We start from the raw sequence: 19,361 nt of genomic DNA, 5'->3' as shown, positions 1-19,361 counted from the left end.
GTTATCGGCGTAGAACTGATCGTCTTCATCCAGCAGGTTGATTTTATAATCAACGTAGGTGGACATATTTTTGTTGAAGTAGTAAGTCGCACCGACGTCGACATATTTCACCAGATCTTTGTCGGTGTACTGAGCGATACCACGGTTATTATAAACGCCCTGACCACCTAAGTCCTTACCTTTAGACAACAGGTAGGAAACGGAAGGGCGCAGACCAAAGTCAAACTGATACTGGGCTGTGATTTCAAAGTTCTGCGTTTTATTCGCGATACCGTCACTGTTGCCATATGAGGTCATATTGCGAGTTTCAGCATACATTGCCGCCAGGTAAACATCATTCGCATCGTATTTAGTACCAACAGTCCATGCGTCAGCTGTATCGCCGCCCGCAGTAATGCTGGATTTGTCATTGCGGTTGCTTTTTGCAACCTGATCATTTGTACGATCTGAACTGGAATAGGCAGCACCCATGCTTAAACCGAAGTCAAAGTCATAAGAGGCGGACATGCCATAACCATCGCCATTTTGTTTAGCCAGTTTACGACTATTGCCATTACCAGAACCTTCCTGATTTGCGCTGTGCCCTTCATTATTACCCTGATATTGCAGCGCAAAGTTCAGACCATCAACCTGACCAAAGAAGCCATTGTTACGGTAGGTTGCAACGCCGTTGGTACGCCCTGTCATGTAAACATCGGTCTGGGCGTAGGTATCACCACCAAACTCTGGCAGCATATCGGTCCACGCTTCAACGTCGTAGACTACACCGTAATTACGACCATAGTCGAAGGTACCATTCTGACCGAAGCCTAAACCGGCAAAGGCCAGACGAGTCCAGGAATCACCGTGATCGCTTTCGGGGCCGTTGGCCTGAATGTGGTATTCCCACTGACCGTAGCCCGTCATCATATCGTTGATCTGGGTTTCACCTTTAAAGCCAAGACGCGCATAGGTCTGATCACCGTCACTGCCTGCATCATTAGAAAAATAACGCAGACCATCAACTTTGCCGTACACGTCGAGTTTATTGCCATTCTTATTATAGATTTCAGCAGCATTTGCTGCGCCGGCAGCTAATAACGCAGGAAGAAGTAATGCCAAAACTTTTCTTTTCATTATATATTTCCTTTAATAATAATTGATAAGAATATGTAGCTCTATCCAGTAACTACATTTAGATACTATTCTATTAAGTTCGATTGATTTAAAAGATAACATGTAACAAATATATTTTAAATATTTCAATATGTTTCCGTTTGGTTTTTTGATAACTATTTAATATGTGCCTTATTGTTTTATTAAATATTTAAATGTATGTTTTCATGATGTTATGGGTATATTTTAATCATGGTGATTTTATATATTATGTGCGTAAGGAATGATTTCTTTAATCGCATATTGTTGCCATGTCATATTGTAAACTTGGTTGTATTCATTCTTTGATGCTATGTAGTAATTACTTCTTATAAAGAACACAACTGTATGTGGTCTGTGATGACTTTTATTGTTAAGGTAGTTTTCTTTCTGCTGAGAGCGTTAACGTGGATTTACAATACTGGCAGTCGCAGTTTGAAGCGTGGTTACGCAAAAATCACTTGGGACAAGATGCTGCGCATGACATTTTTCATTTTCGACGCGTGTGGATGACGTCGCAAAAGCTGGGTAATGGTGCAGAGATTGACTGGTTGGTGGTTCTGACAGCCTGCTATTTCCATGATCTTGTCAGCTTGTCGAAAAACCATCCTGACCGTCATCGTTCGTCAGTGTTGGCCGCACAGGAGACGCGCCGTGTGTTGGTTCAAGATTTTCCTGATTTTCCTGAAGACCATTTACCAGCGGTGAGTCACGCCATTGAAGCGCACAGCTTTAGCGCAAAAATCACGCCTGAGACAATTGAAGCTAAAATTGTCCAGGATGCTGACAGACTTGAAGCTTTAGGGGCCATCGGTTTAGCACGTGTGTTTGCTGTTTCGGGCGCATTGGGCGTAGCATTGTTTGACGCGGAAGATCCTTTTGCCCGACACCGTACTCCAGACGATAAGCAATATGCGCTTGACCATTTTCAGACCAAATTGCTGACGTTACCGATGACGATGCAAACTGAGCAAGGACGGCATCTGGCACAACATAATGCTGACTTTTTGCTGACCTATATGGCGAAATTAAGCGCAGAGCTGAAAGGGGAATATGAAATGCTGGATCTCGCTGCTATTCAACCCTTTACATCAAATCAGTAGACATAACAGTCAAAACGTCAACACCTCTATTTTATGTTAACCTGTCGACCATCCATTTCGGCCGGTTAAACGTATGCAGGAAAAATTTTCAGTAGCAGGCACCATGAACCTGATGACAGATGATACCGGGACCGCCGCGCAGGCGATTTTGGTGAAGTTGCTTGAGATCTACGACGTAAAAACGCTGGTCGCTCATCTTAATGAGATTGGCGAGAATCACTGGAGCCCGGCAATCTTTAAGCGCGTAGTTGCGAATGAGACATGGCATCGCCTTAGCGATAATGAACTTGCTCATCTGAAGACTTTGCTTCCCACGCCGCCCGCGCATCATCCACATTATGCTTTTCGTTTTATCGATCTTTTTGCCGGAATTGGTGGCATTCGCCGAGGTTTTGAAGCAATAGGCGGACAGTGTGTTTTTACCAGCGAGTGGAACAAGCATGCGGTACGAACTTACAAAGCGAACAACTATTGCGATCCGAATCAACATTACTTTAATGAAGATATTCGCGATATCACGCTCAGTCACCATGAAGGGGTGAGTGATCAACAGGCAGCAGAACATATTCGCCAGCATGTTCCTGAGCATGATGTGCTGCTGGCGGGTTTTCCTTGTCAGCCGTTCTCTCTGGCTGGCGTATCAAAGAAAAATGCGTTAGGTCGTGCTCACGGTTTTGCCTGCGATACACAAGGCACGCTATTTTTTGATGTCGTCCGAATTATTGATGCGCGACGTCCGGCTATATTTGTGCTCGAAAATGTCAAAAACTTGAAGAGTCATGACCAGGGAAAAACGTTTCGTATCATTATGCAGACGCTGGATGAACTGGGTTATGACGTAGCGGATGCGGCGGATAACGGACCGGATGATCCCAAAATCATCGATGGAAAACATTTTTTGCCCCAGCATCGCGAACGTATTGTGCTCGTTGGTTTTCGACGCTGTCTGAATTTGAAAACAGACTTTACGCTGCGCAATATTGTTACCCGCTACCCGCAGCGACGTCTTACGCTGGCGGAACTACTTGAGCCGACGGTTGATGCGAAATATGTACTGACGCCAGTGCTGTGGAAATATCTCTATCGTTATGCGAAAAAGCATCAGGCGCGCGGAAATGGGTTTGGTTACGGCATGGTGTATCCCGACAACCCGGATACCGTGACGCGCACACTATCTGCACGCTATTACAAAGACGGGGCGGAAATCCTGATTGATCGTGGCTGGGACATGGCGCTGGGGGAAAAAGATTTCGACGATCCCAAGAATCAGTTGCACCGTCCACGCAGACTAACGCCCAGAGAGTGCGCGCGTCTGATGGGATTTGAATCACCTCAGGGATATCAGTTCCGAATTCCGGTGTCAGATACCCAGGCCTATCGTCAGTTTGGTAACTCGGTGGTCGTCCCTGCATTCGCAGCGGTTGCCAGACTGCTGGAGCCAAAAATCAAACAGGCCGTTGCGATGCGAGAAAAAGAGAATCTGCATGGCAGACGTTCACGATAAAGCAACACGCAGTAAAAATATGCGGGCAATCGCCACCCGCGATACGGCTATTGAAAAAAGACTGGCCAGCGTGTTGACAGAGCAGGGAGTTACTTTTCGCGTTCAGGATGCTGCGTTACCGGGTCGCCCTGATTTTGTCGTGGATGACTATCAGTGCGTGATTTTCACCCATGGCTGTTTCTGGCATCACCACAACTGTTATTTGTTTAAGACGCCAGCCACCCGAACAGCCTTCTGGCTGGATAAAATAAGCAAGAATGTCGAGCGTGACGGACGGGATCGCGAAAAGCTACAGGCGCAAGGCTGGCGTGTACTGATTGTCTGGGAATGCGCGTTACGGGGACGAAAAAAACTCGCGGATGAGGCACTGTCGGAACGCGTTATTGAGTGGATCTGCGGCGGTGGCTCCACCGCGCAGATTGACACTCTTGGCATTCATTTACTGTAAGGACTTTTCCGATGGAGCCGCGACAGCGTCGGCCCTGGCGGGAAAAAGGTATTTACCCAGTGTCACCAGTATTACCGCGAAAACTATCACGCCCAGAGCCAACCACTCGATGAGCGCCAGGCTTTCACCGCCCAGACCTGTTCCTAGCAACACAGCCACCACAGGATTGACGTAAGCGTAACTGGTCGCCAGGGCTGGGCTAACATTGCGGATAAGGTACATATAAGCGTTGATGGCGATGATAGAGCCAAACAGGGCCAGGTAAGCCACCGCCATAAAGCCGGAAAGTGATGGCATAGTGGTTAATTTTTCTCCGCTGAGAAGCGATGCGCACATCAGCACAATACCCGCGGCTAACATTTCAATCGCACCAGCCATCATGCCGACGGGTAAGGTTATGCGTGAGCCGTATACGGAGCCAAATGCCCAGCTCATCGAGCCGATTAGAATTAACACTGCCCCCCACGGATTGCCACTCAGATTTCCCCCGCTGTTGAGCATGATGATCCCTGCCAGTCCGATAGCAATCCCCATCCATTCCAGTTTGCGCGTTTTGATACCAAAAAAATAACTAAAGCAAAGAGTAAACAGTGGAACCGTGGCGACTACCACGGCAGCGATGCCGGAAGGGACATTTTGGTGTTCTGCGACGGTAACCAGACCATTACCCACTGCCAGCAGCAGAATACCGATCAGCGCGGCATTAAGGAGCGGGCGTAAAGGCGGCAGCTTATGACCGCGAATAAGTAAAAACGCAGTTAATAGAATTCCCGCAGAGAGAAAACGCACGCCAGCCATCATCAACGGCGGCCAGCTTTCAACACCGATACGGATAACGAAGTACGTGGAACCCCAAATGATATACAGCGCGAACAGCGCACTGAAAAGTGGTAACAATTGCCTGAAACGCATAATCCCTCACGGTGGAAATAAAAAGGTGCAACATAGTAAACGTCAAAACTATCTTGCTGGCGAGATTTATAATTGTCCGCTGTTGTTAAATAATTGTTGACCAGAAAGGCCGGTTTCAGCATTACGTGTTTTACTTCATACTTACGACTGCAAAAAAATAATATTGAGGGTAAAAATTTTGGCAGGAAGTAGCTTACTCACTTTACTTGATGATATCGCCACGCTTCTCGACGATATCTCCATGATGGGAAAACTGGCCGCGAAAAAAACAGCGGGAGTGTTGGGGGACGACCTGTCGCTCAATGCGCAGCAAGTGTCGGGGGTACGCGCTAACCGCGAGCTTCCGGTTGTATGGAGCGTGGCAAAAGGATCTTTCGTCAACAAAGTTATCCTCGTGCCGTTGGCGTTGTTGATCAGTGCTTTCATACCCTGGGCTATCACGCCGTTACTTATGATTGGCGGGGCGTTTCTCTGCTTCGAAGGAGTGGAGAAAGTCCTTCATACTCTGGAAGCCCGCAAGCACCAGGAAACCCCTGAGGAACGTCAGCAACGTCTTGCCACCCTTGCGGCGCAGGATCCACTGACCTTTGAGAAAGATAAAATCAAAGGGGCCGTGCGTACCGACTTTATTTTATCTGCTGAGATTGTCGCGATTACTTTAGGTATTGTGGCGGATGCACCTTTGCTGAATCAGGTGCTGGTACTTTCTGGTATCGCCTTAGCGGTGACTATTGGCGTGTACGGCCTGGTTGGCATTATCGTCAAGCTTGATGACATCGGATACTGGCTGGTAGAAAAGACCAGTACCCTCGCGCAGTTGACAGGTAAAGGGTTGCTGGTAGTCGCGCCCTGGCTTATGAAAACGTTGTCCGTAGTCGGTACTCTGGCGATGTTTCTGGTGGGTGGCGGAATTGTGGTGCACGGCATTGCGCCGTTACATCATGCGATTGAACATTTTTCGCAGCAGCAAAGCGCATTTATCGCGCTTATGCTTCCGACCCTGCTTAACCTCGTCCTCGGTTTCATCATTGGCGGTATCGTGGTGCTGTTGGTGAAAATGGTGGCAAAATTGCGCGGTGTTTCGCACTAAATGTTCTGTGGTTGGTTACGCAAAACTGCTCTTTGTCGTCTAAGGTGAAAAGGTTTCTCTTGATACAGGGGGCAGGTATGGTCTTTTCTGTCAGTGAGGAAGTTACCGCGAAAGAGGGCGGCCCACGTATGATCGTTACCGGGTATGCCAGCGGTATGGTGGAGTGTCGCTGGTACGACGGCTTTGGCGTCAAGCGGGAGGCGTTCCGCGAAGATGAACTGGTGTCCGGTGAACGAAGACCGCTTAGCCAGGAAATCTGAATATATCGCTCAAACGTAACCCGGTGATATCTCAATCATTAGTTATATTTATCATTTTAGTGAGAATTATTTACTTGTCAGACAAAAAAATTGCAGATAAGGTTGCCAACACATCAGATTTCCTGGTGTAACGAATTTTCAAGTGCTTCTTGCATAAGCAAGCTTGATCCCGACCCGATAAGGGCCGGGATTTTTTTCGCCCATAGTCAGCGATTGATCTCAGACACGCTGAAATCATGGATATCAAGCTCGAACGCTTCAGCCAGTTCATGCCATGTGTGGTAATCACGACCGTCAACGCTAACGCGTTCCGGGTCATCGTGGCTTCGGTGAATTTCGCTCTCGCAGATTTCGTTGATTGCCTTCAGCAAAGCGTCCACATCGACGCCGACTTCGCGTTTGGCCGTATCGCTGTACTCTTTCGCGGTTTTCATCCTCATACCTCTCAACCGTTACGGATATCGGGCGCGCGCCGCAAAACCTCTGATGCACGCTACTTAAGTATAGACCGTCGAGAAAACCCGCAATCACACGCGCCAGGCGCTGCCAGAAAAAGGAATTTGTTCTACACTGGCACAAAGCCACAGGAGGAAAACTATGAAGGTGAATGATCGGGTTACAGTCAAAACGGACGGCGGACCTCGTCGACCGGGCGTGGTACTGGCAATCGAAGAGTTTAGTGAAGGCACAATGTACCTGGTTTCGCTGGAAGACTACCCGCTCGGTATCTGGTTCTTTAATGAGTCAGGACATCAGGATGGTATCTTTGTGGAAAAACTGGAGTGATGTAAGTCTTTCGGGTTTATTCTGACTGGTGGAATATCCACCAGTCAGAACGTTTTACCGCATATTCACAAAGATCCCGTTGGTGACGTTATCGGTGAGTCGAACGACGTGATAGATAACCTGCTTATTATGCGTCTTAATCTTCCTTTTTATATTCCCCTTATGGGATGACACCGTCTTTGCCTTGATATTCATTTGATCGGAAATCTGAATTGTTCCCTGACCCGCCATCCACATACGTAGCATACTGGATTCGGTGCGACTTAATGATAATGTCGGCAGTTTTACATCAACGACAATATCGACTTCCTTTTTCAGAATATCGCCAAGAAGTTCATCCAGTGAATCGGGCTTAATCGATTTAGAACTAATCAATAAATTTTTTCTTACTAAGAGATACTCATCAAAATGTACGTTGGCAATTGCCATAAACACAATAAATAATGTACTGGGATGTTGATTAATGATTTGCTTTATTTGCTGACTGTTATCTGGATCGTGGATGAAACAGTCCTCATTAATAAACACCACAGCAGGGTGCAGTGATTCGCAGGCGATGCGGAGTTCGTCAACGGTTGAAATATCGTTGATTTCCCTTTTCCTCACCCCCCGACTTACCAGATACCCGGTCAACCCTAACCGGGTGTAACTGCATAGATCCATAATAATCGTTGACATGGCATACCCTCACTCAATGCGTAACGATAATTCCCCTTACCTGATTATTGCATCACAACTAAACGGAATAATAACTACCCAAGATGACGCTTTCGCTGTTTTTCAGGCGAAATTACTATCCCGTAAAGTTGAGTATAATTTGCCAGGAAACATCTTAAAGTAAAGTAAATGTTGCGATATGTGAGTGAGGCTAAAACAAATAAACCGCGACAGATATATCCTGGTGGATGTTGTTGGTTTATAAATTTAAGACAATCCTTAGTAAAACAGGATAAAAGTTATGGACTATTATTTACAGGCATTTCGCTGACGATATCGGCCAACAAATTAAAAATTTCACTGAATAATCGCTCACAAAACGGTGCAATTAATGGCATTAGGGCGGCCATTAATGAAATACCCACGGTCAGGGTCAGCGGAAAGCCAATCACAAATACCGACAACTGTGGCGCCATACGATTTAGTAATCCGAGTGCGAGGTTGAGGGTAAGCAACAAGGTCATTACCGGCAGGGCAAGCATCAGTCCGTTGAGGAAGATTAAGCTGCCTGCGCGGGCGAGGGCGAGAAACGCATTACTGTTAACCGGATTGCCCCCTATGGGCAGGGTATGAAAGGTATCTACCAGCAGTGAGATCAGCCATAAGTGACCGTTAAAGGTCAAAAACAGCAACATTGCGAGCATATCCATCAGTCTTGCCAGCACAGGCATATTCAGACGACTTCCTGGGTCGAAGAAGGTGGCGAAGGAAAGGCCCATTTGCAGGCCGATTAATTCACCGGCTGTACGAACCGCGGCAAATGCAAACTGCATAGTGAATCCTAACGCGATACCGATCAGGATTTGCTGCATCGCCAGCCATAACGCCCCGGCGGAAAAAATGGGGACGTCAATCGAGGGAAGTGACGGGGCGATAACAATGGTTATCATCAGTCCCAACCCCAGTTTCACCCGTTTGGGTATCGCACGCTCACTGAGAATTGGTGCTGTAGAAATGAGCGCCAGCACGCGCAGCAGTGGCCAGAAGTAAAGATTCAGCCAGTGGAGCCACTCAACGCTGGTCACCTGCAGCATAGTGTTGTCTACCCGATGATATAGGGGATATTGCCGAACAACGTACGTACGTAGTCGAGCAACAGGTTAAGCATCCATGGGCCGGCAACGATGATGGCAATAAAGACGGCGACGATTTTGGGAATGAAGGACAGCGTCATTTCGTTAATCTGGGTTGCTGCTTGCAGAATACTGATGATAAGCCCCGTGACGAGAGCCACCAGCAGCAAAGGTGCGGCGAGGGCAAGGGCAACTTTCATTGCCTCTGTGCCCATCATCATGACCGATTCAGGAGTCATTTCGCGCCTCTAACTGTAAAAGCTTTGTGCAAGCGAGCCGACAAGCAACTGCCAGCCATCAACCAGCACAAACAACATCAGCTTAAATGGCAGCGCAATGGTGGCAGGTGGCACCATCATCATCCCGAGCGCCATCAGTACGCTGGCGATAACCAGATCGATGATCAGGAAGGGAATGAAAATAGTAAAACCTATCTGAAATGCTGTTTTCAGTTCACTGGTGACGTAAGCGGGAAGCAAAATACGCATGGAAACCGCTTCCGGTCCCTGTAACGGTCCGCTGTTTGCCAGGCGCGCAAATAACGCCAGGTCAGCTTCACGGGTCTGGCGTAGCATAAATTCACGCAACGGCTGAGCACCTTTCTCCATTGCTTCCTGCATGGAGATCTTCTCTTCGCTGAACGGTTGATACGCGTCAACGTAGATTTTGTCGATCACCGGAGACATGATGAAAAAAGTCAGAAACAGCGCCAGTCCGAGCAGAACCTGGTTGGGTGGGGCGGATGGTGTTCCCAGCGCGTTACGCAACAGACCGAATACGATGATGATGCGGGTGAAGCTGGTCATCATCAGTAAAATAGCGGGCAGGAACGTCAGGGAGGTGATAAACACCAGCGTTTGTACAGGCAAAGACCAGCTCTGACCTCCGCCGGGCAACGGTTGGCTGACAAGGCCAGGAAGCTGGGCGAAGGCGGCAGGGCTGATCAACCACAAGCCTACCAGCGTGAGGGAAAACAAACGGCGCATCAGGATCTCCCGGGACGCTTGAGCAAACTCTTCATCATGGCCTGGAAATCCGCAGGGGAGGCCGGTTTTTCTTCTGCAATAATGGGCGCAGGGGGGAGGGTGTGCAGTACGTTTATCTGTGATGCAGTGACGCCCAGCACCAGGCGCGCATCCTCGACCTCAACAATGACCACGCGCTCGCGCGGACCTAATGAAGTGCTGGCCGAGACTTTTAGCCCTCGCGTACCGGTCCCTTTCGGTGCAAATCCCAGACGTTTAATGACCCAGGCTGCCGCCAGGATCAACACGATGATCCCGAGCAGCGCGCCACTTACCTGTACCAACGGAGATCCGGATACAGCGGCTGGCTGAGAAACAGTGGCCTGGGTATTCATCATTAACGACTCAGACGGCGCATACGTTCAGACGGCGTAATAATATCGGTGATACGTACACCGTATTTATCCGCGACAACGACGACTTCGCCCTGGGCAATTAGATAACCGTTGATCAGAATATCCAGCGGTTCCCCCGCCAGGCCGTCCAGTGCAACGACGGAACCCTGCGTCAGACGCAGCAGCTCTTTAATGGTCATGCGCGTGCGCCCCAGTTCGACGGTCAGTTTGACCGGAATATCCATGATCAGATCGATATCCTGCAGAGCACCGCTGACGTCGCCACCGCCTAGCTGCTGAAATACTGCATCGGCCGCACTTTTAGTTGTGGTTGTTTTTTGCTCGTTTAACGCGTCAGCCCACAGATCGTCCAATGCGCCAGTGTTCTCATCGGACGGATTATTCATATCACTCATTTGGGCTGTTCCTCATTCAGCGAATTCAAAATCGGGTTTATCAAATGTTCTACGCGTAACGCATACTGACCGTTTACGGTGCCATATTGGCTGGTCAGCACAGGCACGCCGTCCACATGAGCAATAATGCGGTCGGGTTTTTCAATCGGCAGTACATCGCCGGGTTTCAGCTTTAAAATCTGGGATAGCCGCAGCGGAATGTCGGCAAAGTTTGCCACCAGCTCCAGCTCAGAATGCTGAACCTGACGCACCAGATTATTGCGCCAGTTCTGATCTTCATTACGCGAGTTTTCCAGCGGCGGGTTAACCAGTAGTTCGCGTAAAGGTTCAATCATGCTGAATGGCAGACAGATGTTAAATTCACCGGTCAGGTTGCCAATCTCAACATGGAAGGGCGTATTCACGACGATGTCATTGGGTGATGTGGTGATATTGGTAAACTTCACCTGCATCTCGGAACGAACGTACTCCACTTCCAACGGGTTGATCGCTTTCCATGCGTCGCTGTAGCTTTCCAGCGCCAGCTTCAGCATGCGATTGATCACGCGCTGTTCAGTATGGGTAAACTCGCGCCCTTCCACTTTTGTCGGGAAACGACCATCACCGCCGAACAGGTTATCGACGGCGATAAACACCAGACTTGGCGAGAACACCACCAGACCCGTACCGCGTAGTGGTTTCAGGTGGATTAAGTTCAGGTTGGTCGGAACCGGTAAGTTACGCGCAAACTCGTGATATGGCTGGATACGGATCGCACCCACGGTAATATCCGGGCTACGGCGTAGCAGGTTAAATAACCCCATCCGGAACTGGCGCGCAAAACGTTCGTTAATAATCTCCAGCGCTTGCAAACGCTCACGTACTACGCGGCGTTGCGTATTGGGATCATACGGACGAATATTGCTTTCGTTTGCAATACCGGAAATGGGTTCGTCTTTAGTTTCGCTATCGCCGTTAAGCAATGCGTCAATTTCAGCCTGAGAAAGAATACTGTCGCCCATGTCTTTACCGCAGAATAAAAGCTGTATAAAGAACGTCGGTGACAACCTGTTTTGGTTGCCCGACAACGAGCGGAGTCGCGAGTGTCTCTTTGATGGCGGCAATCAGTTGTTGCTTGCCTTCCTCAGTGGAGAGCGTGGCGGCATTCTGACGAGAAAACAGCAGCAGTAAACGGCTGCGTACTTCCGGTAGATATTCGTTAAGACGTGCGCGCGTAGCTTCGTCTTTCATGCGTAGCGTAACGCCGATATACAACACGCGATCCGCATCGCCCAGATTGACGGTAAACGTATCCAGTGCAAAAAATACCGGGGCCGGCGGTGGGGCTGGTTCCGCTTTGACGCTGGCGGACGGCTGCTGCTGCATGCGCCAGTAGCTATATCCCGCAGTTGCGCAGGCGGCGAGGGTAATTAACACCAGCAGAGGGATCCAAATAGCGCGTTTACTCTTTTTGTTAATCGCGGAGTCAGTCATCAGATACGGGCTTCCTGTTTCGGTACAGCTTATGGGCTGATTATCCCGTGTCCTGTCCACGACAAAGCGTGGAAAAGACGCGGATAATCATGCTACCTCTGGCGTTAGGCGAAGATGTCTACTGCGCCATCACCGCGCGCAATGGCTTGCAACGAGGCCGGTGCTGCCATCATTGCGTCATCTTCGGAGGCAAAAAGATCTTGCCCGTGGGCACGACCAGTCTGTTGCTGCTGGGCAGATGACTGCTGTTGACCGGCAAAACTTTCGCTGCTGATGCTACTTTGCCCCAACTGGATCCCGCTTTCAGCCAACTGAGTGCGCAGCATCGGTAATGCCGCTTCCAGTGCCGCTCGAACATGGCTATGCGGCGACATCATTTGCAACTGCGCCATGTTGTCATCGAGCTTGAGAGAAATTTGTACCTGACCCAAATCCTGCGGATGCAGACGCAGTTCGGCGCTTTGCTGGCCCTGACGTGTGAACAACGTAACGTGCTGGCTCAGCGATTGCTGCCATTCGTGGCTACCCAATGGCGCGCTCAATACCGGTGCGGCTGTGGGCAGTGGCTGCGCGTGTGTTTGGCTGCCAACCGGCGGTGCTATTGCTACACTCGCGGTCGTTGGCGAGGGGGCGCTCTCGATCTCAGTTCTGGCAGCAGCGGCAGCCGCCAACGGTGTTAATGTCGGATTACTGGCCTGATCAACGCCACTGGTGTGTACTGCGGTATCCGTTTTACCTTTTTTCATGTCACCTGCTGCGAGCGCCGCGGTATTATCCCCATTAGCACCGTGCGCATTGCCGCGTAACAGGGTGGTCAGGGCGGTATCGGCCGGTGCAGTCGGTGTGTCAGCGGCTGGCGTAACGGCTGGTTGACCTGGCAGCATGGCGAACAGCGCACTCAGCTTGGCGAGATCTTCATCGCTCAGCGTTGTCGTTTTTTCGTCCTGTTGGGCGGCCTTGCTCAACGTTGACAGGGCATTGACTTTCAGCGACGGGGTAAGTGCTGACAGCAGTTGCTGTGCGTCAGTCAAATCGCCCAGCGTGGCATCTGCCTGCACCTCTTTTTGTGCCAGGAGGTCGGCTAGCTTTGCTGTTTGCGTGGTGTCGCCATTTTTTTGCAGCAATCCCTTTTGCAGTTTGCTTCCTGCCGCCTGTAAATCCGCAAGGGACAGTGGTGCATCTTTACTCTGCGCGTCGCCCGCGCCAAGTGCGCCAGCCAGCAGAGCTAAAAAATCCTCGGGTGAATCTACCGCTTTTCCTGACTGAAGACCTGCGGCTACGTCGGTGTCGGTGGTGATCAGTTGGGGCAAAGTAATCATTCGGGTTTCCTCATAGCTGCACGCTGAGCAAATTCATCCATTTTCTTCTGATCCAGTCGGTTTTCAGCCAGTAAGGCCGCCGTGGTCTGTCTGTCCTGCAGAGTCTGCCATGCCTGAAGCCGTTGCTTTTTATCGCGCCAGCTGTTGAGCGCCTGGTCAACTTTCTGCGTCCACTGATTAAGCTGTTGGCGATGCTGTTCAATCGCTTTTTCCAGCGTTTGAATAAATTGCTGGTAGTTAATCCAGCGGTTACTGGTAATACCCTGACCCATATCGCTATTAAGATTGGTACGGTACTCATGCTGATAATCGATCAGCATCTTCAACTGTTCTTCCGCCTGCTGACATCCACGACGCATTTCTCCCAAAAGAATCGCGGCGTCATCTACCTCTTTTTCAGCCAGGTCTTTCAGCGTTGCCAGCGCACCATGTTGTGCCATGACCTATGTTCTCCTGCTTTATCACACCCCAGGGAAAATCAGATCCAAAGCCTGCAGGGAGTCTTCCCAGTCGGCTCGTTCAAAGATGCCTTGCTGTAAAAATGCTTCCAGTTGCGGCCACAAGGCGATGGCTTTATCCAGCATCGGATCGCTGCCTTTGGCATACGCGCCCACGCTGACTAAATCGCGGTTACGCTGGAAACTGGACAGTAGCTGTTTAAAGTTACGCACCCGCGCATAGTGTTTTTCACTGATGAGCGCGGTCATTGCGCGGCTGATTGACGCCTCGATATCTATTGCCGGATAGTGGCCAGCTTCAGCCAGATGACGAGACAGGACAATGTGTCCGTCAAGGATCGCACGGGCGGAGTCGGCTATCGGATCCTGCTGGTCATCGCCCTCGGTCAGTACGGTATAAAATGCGGTAACTGAACCGCCGCCGTGAATACCGTTCCCGGCACGTTCCACCAGCGCAGGCAATTTCGCAAACACCGATGGCGGATAGCCTTTGGTCGCGGGCGGTTCGCCGATAGCCAGAGCAATCTCACGCTGCGCCATCGCGTAGCGGGTGAGGGAATCCATAATCAGCAGCACGTGCTGACCGCGATCGCGAAAATCTTCGGCAATGCGTGTGGCATAAGCGGCACCCTGCATACGCAACAGCGGGGACACATCCGCCGGAGCGGCAATCACCACGGAGCGTGCGCGACCGTCAGCCCCGAGAATATTTTCGATAAAGTCTTTAACTTCGCGACCACGTTCGCCTATCAGGCCAACGACGATAACATCGGCCTGGGTGTAACGTGCCATCATGCCGAGCAGGACACTTTTACCGACGCCGGAACCGGCGAAAAGCCCCATACGCTGACCTCGTCCAACGGTTAACAGCGCATTGATGGGGCGCACTCCGGTATCCAGCACGTGTTCAATCGCGGTACGTTGCAGCGGGTTAAACGGTGGCGTGATTAACGCACCGGTTTCCGTAGTATCGGGAGCAGGCAGGCCATCGAGCGGTTTACCGCTGCCGTCGAGAACACGCCCCAACAGGGCCGGGCCAAGCGGCAATTGTTTTCCGCTTTGCAGTCCTTCACCTGCAATGTTTTTCGCGTAAACGCGTGCACCGGGCAGAACGCCTTCAACTTCTTCGAGCGGCATCAGAAACAGCCGTTGGCCGTTAAAGCCCACTACCTCGCTTTCAACTTCCTGAGTTTCAGTACCTTCCTGACGCTCAATGACGCAGGTTGCGCCCAGCGGCAGTTGTAAGCCTGTAGCCTCCAGTACCAGCCCCGTTGCACGGGTCAGGCGTCCGTAGCGACGCACAGACGGTAGCAGCGACATTTTCTCTTCGAAGTTATCCAGCGTATTGAGCCAGCGAGTCAGGCGCGTTGTCATTACACGACTCCTGGTGCTGCCAGGCGGCAAAGTTCTTGCCAGCGTGTAGCAACGCTGGCGTCAAGATCGCCTTCGTCGGCCGACACTTTGCACCCGCCATGGTGCAAAGTAGGGTCGCCGCGTAGCCGCCAACCGTGCAGGCTAAGGGTCGCGCCCAGCATCTCTTCTACACGCTGGAGATCGTCCGGGTGTACGCGTAACTGCGGCTTACCGCTGAACAGCGGCTCTTGTTGTAACAACTGCTGGATTTGTTTAATCAGCGCGGCGTTATCGACAATCGGTGTCTGACCAATAACCTGACGTGCTGCCTCCAGCGCCATCTGCATCAGGCGTGAGGCGATCACGCTGTCCAGCGCATCCAGCGTATTTTGAAACTCGCTCACCAGTTGCTGCATGCGGGCATGAATCGGCGCATGCTGAGCGCGGGCCTGGTTCTGACCTTGTTCCAGACCCTGTGCTAAACCATCCTGATAACCCTGCTCATGTCCTTTCTGTCGACCTTCAGCCAGACCGGCGTTATACCCCTGCTCATGGGCCTGGAGCTGCATCTGCGCCAGCTGTTGTTCAAGCTGCTGCTCAGCAGATAGCTGTGGCTCTTCTGCCTCTTCGGACAGCGGATCATCGCTGTGTTCGGCCAGTACAAACTCCGCCATTGGCGGTGCGAGATCGTCCGGTGTCCAGACTTTCCATGGCAGTTCGTTAGACATAGGTATCCTCGCCGCTGCCGATCACCATTTCGCCGGTTTCTGCCAGGCGACGCACAATAAGCAGAATGGCTTTCTGTTCGTTTTCCACCTGAGACAAACGAACCGGACCGCGGTTGGCGAGGTCGTCGCGCAGGATATCGGCGGCACGCTGCGACATATTGCGCAGGAACTTCTCGCGCAGCGGCTGTTCGGCACCTTTCAGGGCGATCAACAGCGATTCGGAATCCACTTCCTGCAGCAGACGCTGGATGCTGCGATCGTCGACATCCACCAGGTTTTCGAACAGGAACATCTCGTCGATAATTTTCTGCGCCAGCTCGCCGTCGAATTCGCGTACGGCGGTAATAACTGCTTCTTCCTGCTGTGTTTTCATCAGGTTGATAATTTCTGCTGCTGTTCTCACGCCGCCCATTTTGCTGCGTTTGAGGTTCTGACCGTCGAGCAGGCCGTTCAGTACTTCGGTCAGCTCAGCCAGTGCGGCAGGTTGCACGCCGCCGAAGGTGGCAATACGCAGCATCACATCGTGGCGTAAACGTTCGTCAAACAGCGCCAGAATATCGGCAGCCTGACCACGTTTGAGGTGTACCAGAATAGTGGCAATGATCTGCGGGTGTTCGTCGCGGATAAGGTCGGCGGCGCTTTGTGGCTCCATAAAGTTGAGCGTTTCAATGCCGCTGGTGGTATCGCGAGTTTCCAGAATATCTTCCAGCAGGCTGGAGGCACGTTCTTCGCCCAGCGCTTTCACCAGGACAGAACGCAGGTATTCGTTAGCGTTGATGTTCAGCGCCGCGAACTGTTCTGCTTCTTGCTCAAACTCGGCCAGTACATCCGTCAATTGCTTATTGGAGATCTGCCGGACATTGGCCATCGCCGTACTGAGTGCCTGAACTTCGCGCGTGGAAAGGTGCTTAAACACCTCAGCCGCGCGATCTTCGCCAATGGTCATCAGTAAAATGACGCTTTTATCGGTGCCGCTAAGATTACTCATGTTCGTTATTTATCCACTGGCGGATGACCAGCGCCACGACGCGCGGATCGTTATCTGACATTTCGCGAATACGCTGGCTCATGACTTCTGCACCCAGACGCTGATTCGTACGACGTTGCTGGGTCTGCTCATCTTTGCTGAGACGAACTTCTACCGCTTCTTCGGTTTCCTGACGGACTCGCGTCTGCTCGTTCGCGGCTTTCGCCTCTTCGCTGCGACGCAGGAGTTGCGGACGTACTGCTTTACGCCACAGGATCCAGGCAACCAGCAGAACCAGTAACCAACGTCCGGCAACCATCAGCTGTTCAATAAAGGACTGCTGCTGCCAGAACGGTAATTCTCCGCCTGTTTCGTCTGTCGCCGTGAAGGGTGAATTCACCACGTTGAGGGTATCGCCGCGTTTATCGGAGAAGCCCATAGCTTCGCGGGTCAGGTCCTCAATTTGTTTCATCTGATCAGCGGTTAACGGCAGGGGCTTGCCATCCGGCAACGTTTTATAGTTGACCACGACCGCTACGGAGAGGCGTTGCACATCGCCCACATTCATCTTGGTGTGACGAATGGTACGGTCGACTTCGTAGTTGCTGGTCTCATTGCGCTGGGTATTACGCGGGCTAGTGTTGGCGTTATTGGCCGTCTGCGTCGTTTGTGCATTCTGTGCATTTTGCTGATTAGCCGGTGGCGTAGCGATTGGTGCGGTATTAGCCGGGGCTGGCTGATTAGACAACGCTCCTGGAACTCCGCCAGGATACCCACTACCTATCTGCTCGCTGACGTTCAACTGACGTGAACGCAGTACCGCCTGCGACTCATCGCCGTTCGGACTGTACTGCTCTTCGGTTTGCTCTTTGCTGGCAAAATCCAGCTGTGCGGTAACCTGCGCGTGGACGTTACCGTTCCCGACGATAGGGGACAGGATCGATTCAATACGACGCTGAACACGACTTTCAACATCGCTGGCATATTTCAACTGCGCATCGTTCAGATCGCGGCTGCTGGTATTCGACTGGGTTAACAGATGACCCGCCTGATCGACCAGCGTGACGTTGCCAGGCGGCAAACCCGCGACGGCACTGGAAACCAGGTGTGTTACCGCGCTAATTTGACCTTCATCAAGCGCCCGTCCCGGTTCAAGATTCACGGTGACAGAGGCAGAAGGTGATTTTTGCTCACGTACGAACAGCGAAGGTTTTGGCATCGCCAGGTGAACACGGGCGCGTTTGACCGGTCCCAAAGTTTCAATGGTACGGGCCAGCTCGCCTTCCAGCGCACGCTGGTAGTTCACTTGCTCGCTAAACTGGCTGATGCCAAATTTTTCCTGATCCAGCAGCTCAAAGCCCACCGCGCCACCTTTCGGCAGGCCTTGCTGCGCCAGGCGCAAACGCAGTTCATGGACTTTATCAGCAGGGACTTCAATAGCGCCGCTTCCCTCGGTGAAACGATAGGGAACGTTCATCTGCGTCAGTTGGGTGACGATTGCGCCGCCGTCCTGATCGGAAAGGTTGCTGAACAGTGTGCGGTAATCAGGCGCTTTGGCCCACAGGACCATCGCCACAATAATAGCGACGGCGGCAGCACCCGCCACAATCAGAGGAATTCTGGGATTCGCGCGCAGGCGATTTAACCACTCGAGAGGTTTAAGTTGGGTTGCAGTCGATGCTGTCGCACTCATCTCGCACCTCGTGGATTATCGTGGACGGCGTTTTTTGCAAAGTGGAACAAGACTCACTCCCGGGTCAGCAAACTCGAAAAATTGACGGTCTCATTATTTGCGGTTTCTCATTTTTCTATGCGCCAAAAACCGAGGTTTTTTATCGTTATTTAGCGCCTTTATCTTATTGACGAGCTGGTAATCTCTGCTAAGTAAAAAAACATCCAGGGGATCAGTATGTCGGCAATACAGGGGATTGAAGGGGTCATCAGCCAGCTACAGGCTACGGCGACGTCAGCGAAAATGCAGGATATGCAGCCACAACCAACCGTGAGCTTTGCCGGTCAGCTGCATGCGGCGTTAGACCGAATCAGCGATGTGCAAACTGCCTCTCGCGTGCAGGCAGAAAAATTTACTCTGGGCGAACCCGGTATTGCGTTGAATGATGTGATGACCGATATGCAAAAAGCGTCGGTCTCAATGCAAATGGGCATTCAGGTGCGAAACAAACTGGTATCGGCGTACCAGGAAGTGATGAGCATGCAGGTGTAGTGAGCTGAAAAATCTCCCGCTGCACGACGCAACGGG

The 19,361-nt window shown here is 51.2% G+C and carries 24 protein-coding genes; 7 read left to right on the top strand and 17 right to left on the bottom strand.

All coding sequences use genetic code 11. From position 1 onward, the window contains the following. Window positions 1–1,116 (bottom strand): porin OmpC (gene ompC / locus AACS05_RS14105; protein ID WP_045444370.1); only part of this gene is annotated, 1,116 nt, incomplete at its 3' end. Window positions 1,117–1,541: 425 nt separating this feature from the next. Here ompC and AACS05_RS14100 point away from each other — a divergent pair. From AACS05_RS14100 to AACS05_RS14090, 3 genes are all read left to right on the top strand, one after another. Then, window positions 1,542–2,237 carry a phosphohydrolase gene (locus AACS05_RS14100; RefSeq protein WP_045444368.1) on the top strand — a complete coding sequence of 232 codons (696 nt, stop codon included), beginning with the start codon at window positions 1,542–1,544 and terminating at the stop codon, window positions 2,235–2,237. 73 nt (window positions 2,238–2,310) lie between these two features. Further along, complete coding sequence (locus AACS05_RS14095; RefSeq protein WP_045444366.1) at window positions 2,311–3,741, top strand: DNA cytosine methyltransferase; 1,431 nt, start codon at window positions 2,311–2,313, stop codon at window positions 3,739–3,741. Beyond that, entirely contained in the window at window positions 3,722–4,189 is a 468-nt protein-coding gene (locus AACS05_RS14090; protein WP_045444365.1) for a very short patch repair endonuclease, read from the top strand. The genes AACS05_RS14095 and AACS05_RS14090 overlap by 20 nt, the downstream gene beginning before the upstream one ends. Here AACS05_RS14090 and yedA read toward each other — a convergent pair. Then, window positions 4,181–5,101, bottom strand: a complete 921-nt coding sequence (yedA, locus tag AACS05_RS14085) for a drug/metabolite exporter YedA (RefSeq protein ID WP_045444362.1) — start codon at window positions 5,099–5,101, stop codon at window positions 4,181–4,183. The genes AACS05_RS14090 and yedA overlap by 9 nt on opposite strands. A 178-nt stretch (window positions 5,102–5,279) precedes the next feature. Between yedA and AACS05_RS14080 the strand changes: the two genes are divergently transcribed. Together AACS05_RS14080 and AACS05_RS14075 are read left to right on the top strand one after the other, a co-directional pair. Then, window positions 5,280–6,191, top strand: coding sequence for a DUF808 domain-containing protein (locus AACS05_RS14080; protein WP_045444361.1), 912 nt, complete (start codon window positions 5,280–5,282; stop codon window positions 6,189–6,191). Window positions 6,192–6,268: 77 nt separating this feature from the next. After that, entirely contained in the window at window positions 6,269–6,451 is a 183-nt protein-coding gene (locus tag AACS05_RS14075) for a YodC family protein (protein WP_045444360.1), read from the top strand. A gap of 206 nt (window positions 6,452–6,657) precedes the next feature. Here the strand turns inward: AACS05_RS14075 and yodD are convergent, their stop codons facing one another. Next, window positions 6,658–6,885, bottom strand: a complete 228-nt coding sequence (gene yodD, locus AACS05_RS14070) for a YodD family peroxide/acid resistance protein (protein ID WP_045444359.1) — start codon at window positions 6,883–6,885, stop codon at window positions 6,658–6,660. Window positions 6,886–7,048: 163 nt separating this feature from the next. Between yodD and dsrB the strand changes: the two genes are divergently transcribed. Beyond that, complete coding sequence (gene dsrB, locus AACS05_RS14065) at window positions 7,049–7,237, top strand: protein DsrB (protein ID WP_045444358.1); 189 nt, start codon at window positions 7,049–7,051, stop codon at window positions 7,235–7,237. 54 nt (window positions 7,238–7,291) lie between these two features. Here dsrB and rcsA read toward each other — a convergent pair whose 3' ends face one another. The 14 genes from rcsA to fliF all read right to left on the bottom strand — a co-directional run bounded on the left by rcsA (window position 7,292) and on the right by fliF (window position 18,794). Then, entirely contained in the window at window positions 7,292–7,915 is a 624-nt protein-coding gene (rcsA, locus tag AACS05_RS14060) for a transcriptional regulator RcsA (protein ID WP_045444355.1), read from the bottom strand. 278 nt (window positions 7,916–8,193) lie between these two features. After that, the gene (gene fliR / locus AACS05_RS14055) at window positions 8,194–8,988 is read right to left on the bottom strand and encodes a flagellar biosynthetic protein FliR (RefSeq protein WP_045444352.1); all 795 of its coding nucleotides are present in this window, start codon (window positions 8,986–8,988) and stop codon (window positions 8,194–8,196) included. A gap of 8 nt (window positions 8,989–8,996) precedes the next feature. Further along, window positions 8,997–9,266, bottom strand: coding sequence for a flagellar biosynthesis protein FliQ (fliQ, locus tag AACS05_RS14050; protein ID WP_045444349.1), 270 nt, complete (start codon window positions 9,264–9,266; stop codon window positions 8,997–8,999). A 9-nt stretch (window positions 9,267–9,275) separates the two neighbouring features. Next, entirely contained in the window at window positions 9,276–10,013 is a 738-nt protein-coding gene (gene fliP, locus AACS05_RS14045) for a flagellar type III secretion system pore protein FliP (RefSeq protein WP_045444346.1), read from the bottom strand. Beyond that, complete coding sequence (fliO, locus tag AACS05_RS14040) at window positions 10,013–10,390, bottom strand: flagellar biosynthetic protein FliO (RefSeq protein ID WP_136345466.1); 378 nt, start codon at window positions 10,388–10,390, stop codon at window positions 10,013–10,015. The genes fliP and fliO overlap by 1 nt, the downstream gene beginning before the upstream one ends. Beyond that, complete coding sequence (gene fliN, locus AACS05_RS14035) at window positions 10,390–10,803, bottom strand: flagellar motor switch protein FliN (protein WP_005127761.1); 414 nt, start codon at window positions 10,801–10,803, stop codon at window positions 10,390–10,392. The genes fliO and fliN overlap by 1 nt, the downstream gene beginning before the upstream one ends. Further along, window positions 10,800–11,804 (bottom strand): flagellar motor switch protein FliM, encoded by a 1,005-nt coding sequence (fliM, locus tag AACS05_RS14030; RefSeq protein ID WP_045444342.1) that lies wholly within the window; start codon window positions 11,802–11,804, stop codon window positions 10,800–10,802. The genes fliN and fliM overlap by 4 nt, the downstream gene beginning before the upstream one ends. A 4-nt stretch (window positions 11,805–11,808) precedes the next feature. Beyond that, the gene (fliL, locus tag AACS05_RS14025) at window positions 11,809–12,276 is read right to left on the bottom strand and encodes a flagellar basal body-associated protein FliL (RefSeq protein WP_045444339.1); all 468 of its coding nucleotides are present in this window, start codon (window positions 12,274–12,276) and stop codon (window positions 11,809–11,811) included. 104 nt (window positions 12,277–12,380) lie between these two features. After that, on the bottom strand, window positions 12,381–13,595 hold the full coding sequence (gene fliK, locus AACS05_RS14020) for a flagellar hook length control protein FliK (protein WP_045444337.1): 1,215 nt from the start codon (window positions 13,593–13,595) through the stop codon (window positions 12,381–12,383). Next, entirely contained in the window at window positions 13,592–14,035 is a 444-nt protein-coding gene (fliJ, locus tag AACS05_RS14015) for a flagellar export protein FliJ (RefSeq protein ID WP_045444334.1), read from the bottom strand. Before fliJ ends, fliK begins: the two co-directional genes overlap by 4 nt. Window positions 14,036–14,056: 21 nt before the next feature. Then, window positions 14,057–15,427: a flagellar protein export ATPase FliI gene (gene fliI / locus AACS05_RS14010; RefSeq protein ID WP_045444331.1), complete on the bottom strand. Its 1,371-nt coding sequence runs from the start codon at window positions 15,425–15,427 to the stop codon at window positions 14,057–14,059. After that, the gene (fliH, locus tag AACS05_RS14005) at window positions 15,427–16,134 is read right to left on the bottom strand and encodes a flagellar assembly protein FliH (protein WP_045444329.1); all 708 of its coding nucleotides are present in this window, start codon (window positions 16,132–16,134) and stop codon (window positions 15,427–15,429) included. The genes fliI and fliH overlap by 1 nt, the downstream gene beginning before the upstream one ends. Continuing rightward, on the bottom strand, window positions 16,127–17,122 hold the full coding sequence (fliG, locus tag AACS05_RS14000) for a flagellar motor switch protein FliG (protein ID WP_045444327.1): 996 nt from the start codon (window positions 17,120–17,122) through the stop codon (window positions 16,127–16,129). The genes fliH and fliG overlap by 8 nt, the downstream gene beginning before the upstream one ends. Further along, window positions 17,115–18,794: a flagellar basal-body MS-ring/collar protein FliF gene (gene fliF / locus AACS05_RS13995; protein ID WP_045444324.1), complete on the bottom strand. Its 1,680-nt coding sequence runs from the start codon at window positions 18,792–18,794 to the stop codon at window positions 17,115–17,117. Before fliF ends, fliG begins: the two co-directional genes overlap by 8 nt. Before the next feature lie 216 nt (window positions 18,795–19,010). On the opposite strand from fliF, the gene fliE reads away from it, so the two are divergent. Next, a complete protein-coding gene (fliE, locus tag AACS05_RS13990; protein WP_045444321.1) occupies window positions 19,011–19,325 on the top strand; it encodes a flagellar hook-basal body complex protein FliE in 315 nt (104 codons plus the stop codon). Window positions 19,326–19,361 lie beyond the last annotated feature (36 nt).

This window comes from Citrobacter sp. S-77, assembly GCF_963864895.1.
Classification (GTDB): domain Bacteria; phylum Pseudomonadota; class Gammaproteobacteria; order Enterobacterales; family Enterobacteriaceae; genus Citrobacter; species Citrobacter murliniae.
This window is presented reverse-complemented; position numbering and strand designations above follow the sequence as displayed.

Excerpts from the sequence above, each read along its gene's own strand:
- AACS05_RS14095 (WP_045444366.1), top strand. The coding sequence starts at position 2,311 with ATGCAGGAAAAATTTTCAGTAGCAGGCACCATGAACCTGATGACAGAT.
- AACS05_RS14090 (WP_045444365.1), top strand. The coding sequence starts at position 3,722 with ATGGCAGACGTTCACGATAAAGCAACACGCAGTAAAAATATGCGGGCA.
- yedA (WP_045444362.1), bottom strand. The coding sequence starts at position 5,101 with ATGCGTTTCAGGCAATTGTTACCACTTTTCAGTGCGCTGTTCGCGCTG.
- AACS05_RS14075 (WP_045444360.1), top strand. The coding sequence starts at position 6,269 with ATGGTCTTTTCTGTCAGTGAGGAAGTTACCGCGAAAGAGGGCGGCCCA.
- yodD (WP_045444359.1), bottom strand. The coding sequence starts at position 6,885 with ATGAAAACCGCGAAAGAGTACAGCGATACGGCCAAACGCGAAGTCGGC.
- dsrB (WP_045444358.1), top strand. The coding sequence starts at position 7,049 with ATGAAGGTGAATGATCGGGTTACAGTCAAAACGGACGGCGGACCTCGT.
- rcsA (WP_045444355.1), bottom strand. The coding sequence starts at position 7,915 with ATGTCAACGATTATTATGGATCTATGCAGTTACACCCGGTTAGGGTTG.
- fliR (WP_045444352.1), bottom strand. The coding sequence starts at position 8,988 with ATGCTGCAGGTGACCAGCGTTGAGTGGCTCCACTGGCTGAATCTTTAC.
- fliQ (WP_045444349.1), bottom strand. The coding sequence starts at position 9,266 with ATGACTCCTGAATCGGTCATGATGATGGGCACAGAGGCAATGAAAGTT.
- fliP (WP_045444346.1), bottom strand. The coding sequence starts at position 10,013 with ATGCGCCGTTTGTTTTCCCTCACGCTGGTAGGCTTGTGGTTGATCAGC.
- fliO (WP_136345466.1), bottom strand. The coding sequence starts at position 10,390 with ATGATGAATACCCAGGCCACTGTTTCTCAGCCAGCCGCTGTATCCGGA.
- fliN (WP_005127761.1), bottom strand. The coding sequence starts at position 10,803 with ATGAGTGATATGAATAATCCGTCCGATGAGAACACTGGCGCATTGGAC.
- fliM (WP_045444342.1), bottom strand. The coding sequence starts at position 11,804 with ATGGGCGACAGTATTCTTTCTCAGGCTGAAATTGACGCATTGCTTAAC.
- fliL (WP_045444339.1), bottom strand. The coding sequence starts at position 12,276 with ATGACTGACTCCGCGATTAACAAAAAGAGTAAACGCGCTATTTGGATC.
- fliK (WP_045444337.1), bottom strand. The coding sequence starts at position 13,595 with ATGATTACTTTGCCCCAACTGATCACCACCGACACCGACGTAGCCGCA.
- fliJ (WP_045444334.1), bottom strand. The coding sequence starts at position 14,035 with ATGGCACAACATGGTGCGCTGGCAACGCTGAAAGACCTGGCTGAAAAA.
- fliI (WP_045444331.1), bottom strand. The coding sequence starts at position 15,427 with ATGACAACGCGCCTGACTCGCTGGCTCAATACGCTGGATAACTTCGAA.
- fliH (WP_045444329.1), bottom strand. The coding sequence starts at position 16,134 with ATGTCTAACGAACTGCCATGGAAAGTCTGGACACCGGACGATCTCGCA.
- fliG (WP_045444327.1), bottom strand. The coding sequence starts at position 17,122 with ATGAGTAATCTTAGCGGCACCGATAAAAGCGTCATTTTACTGATGACC.
- fliF (WP_045444324.1), bottom strand. The coding sequence starts at position 18,794 with ATGAGTGCGACAGCATCGACTGCAACCCAACTTAAACCTCTCGAGTGG.
- fliE (WP_045444321.1), top strand. The coding sequence starts at position 19,011 with ATGTCGGCAATACAGGGGATTGAAGGGGTCATCAGCCAGCTACAGGCT.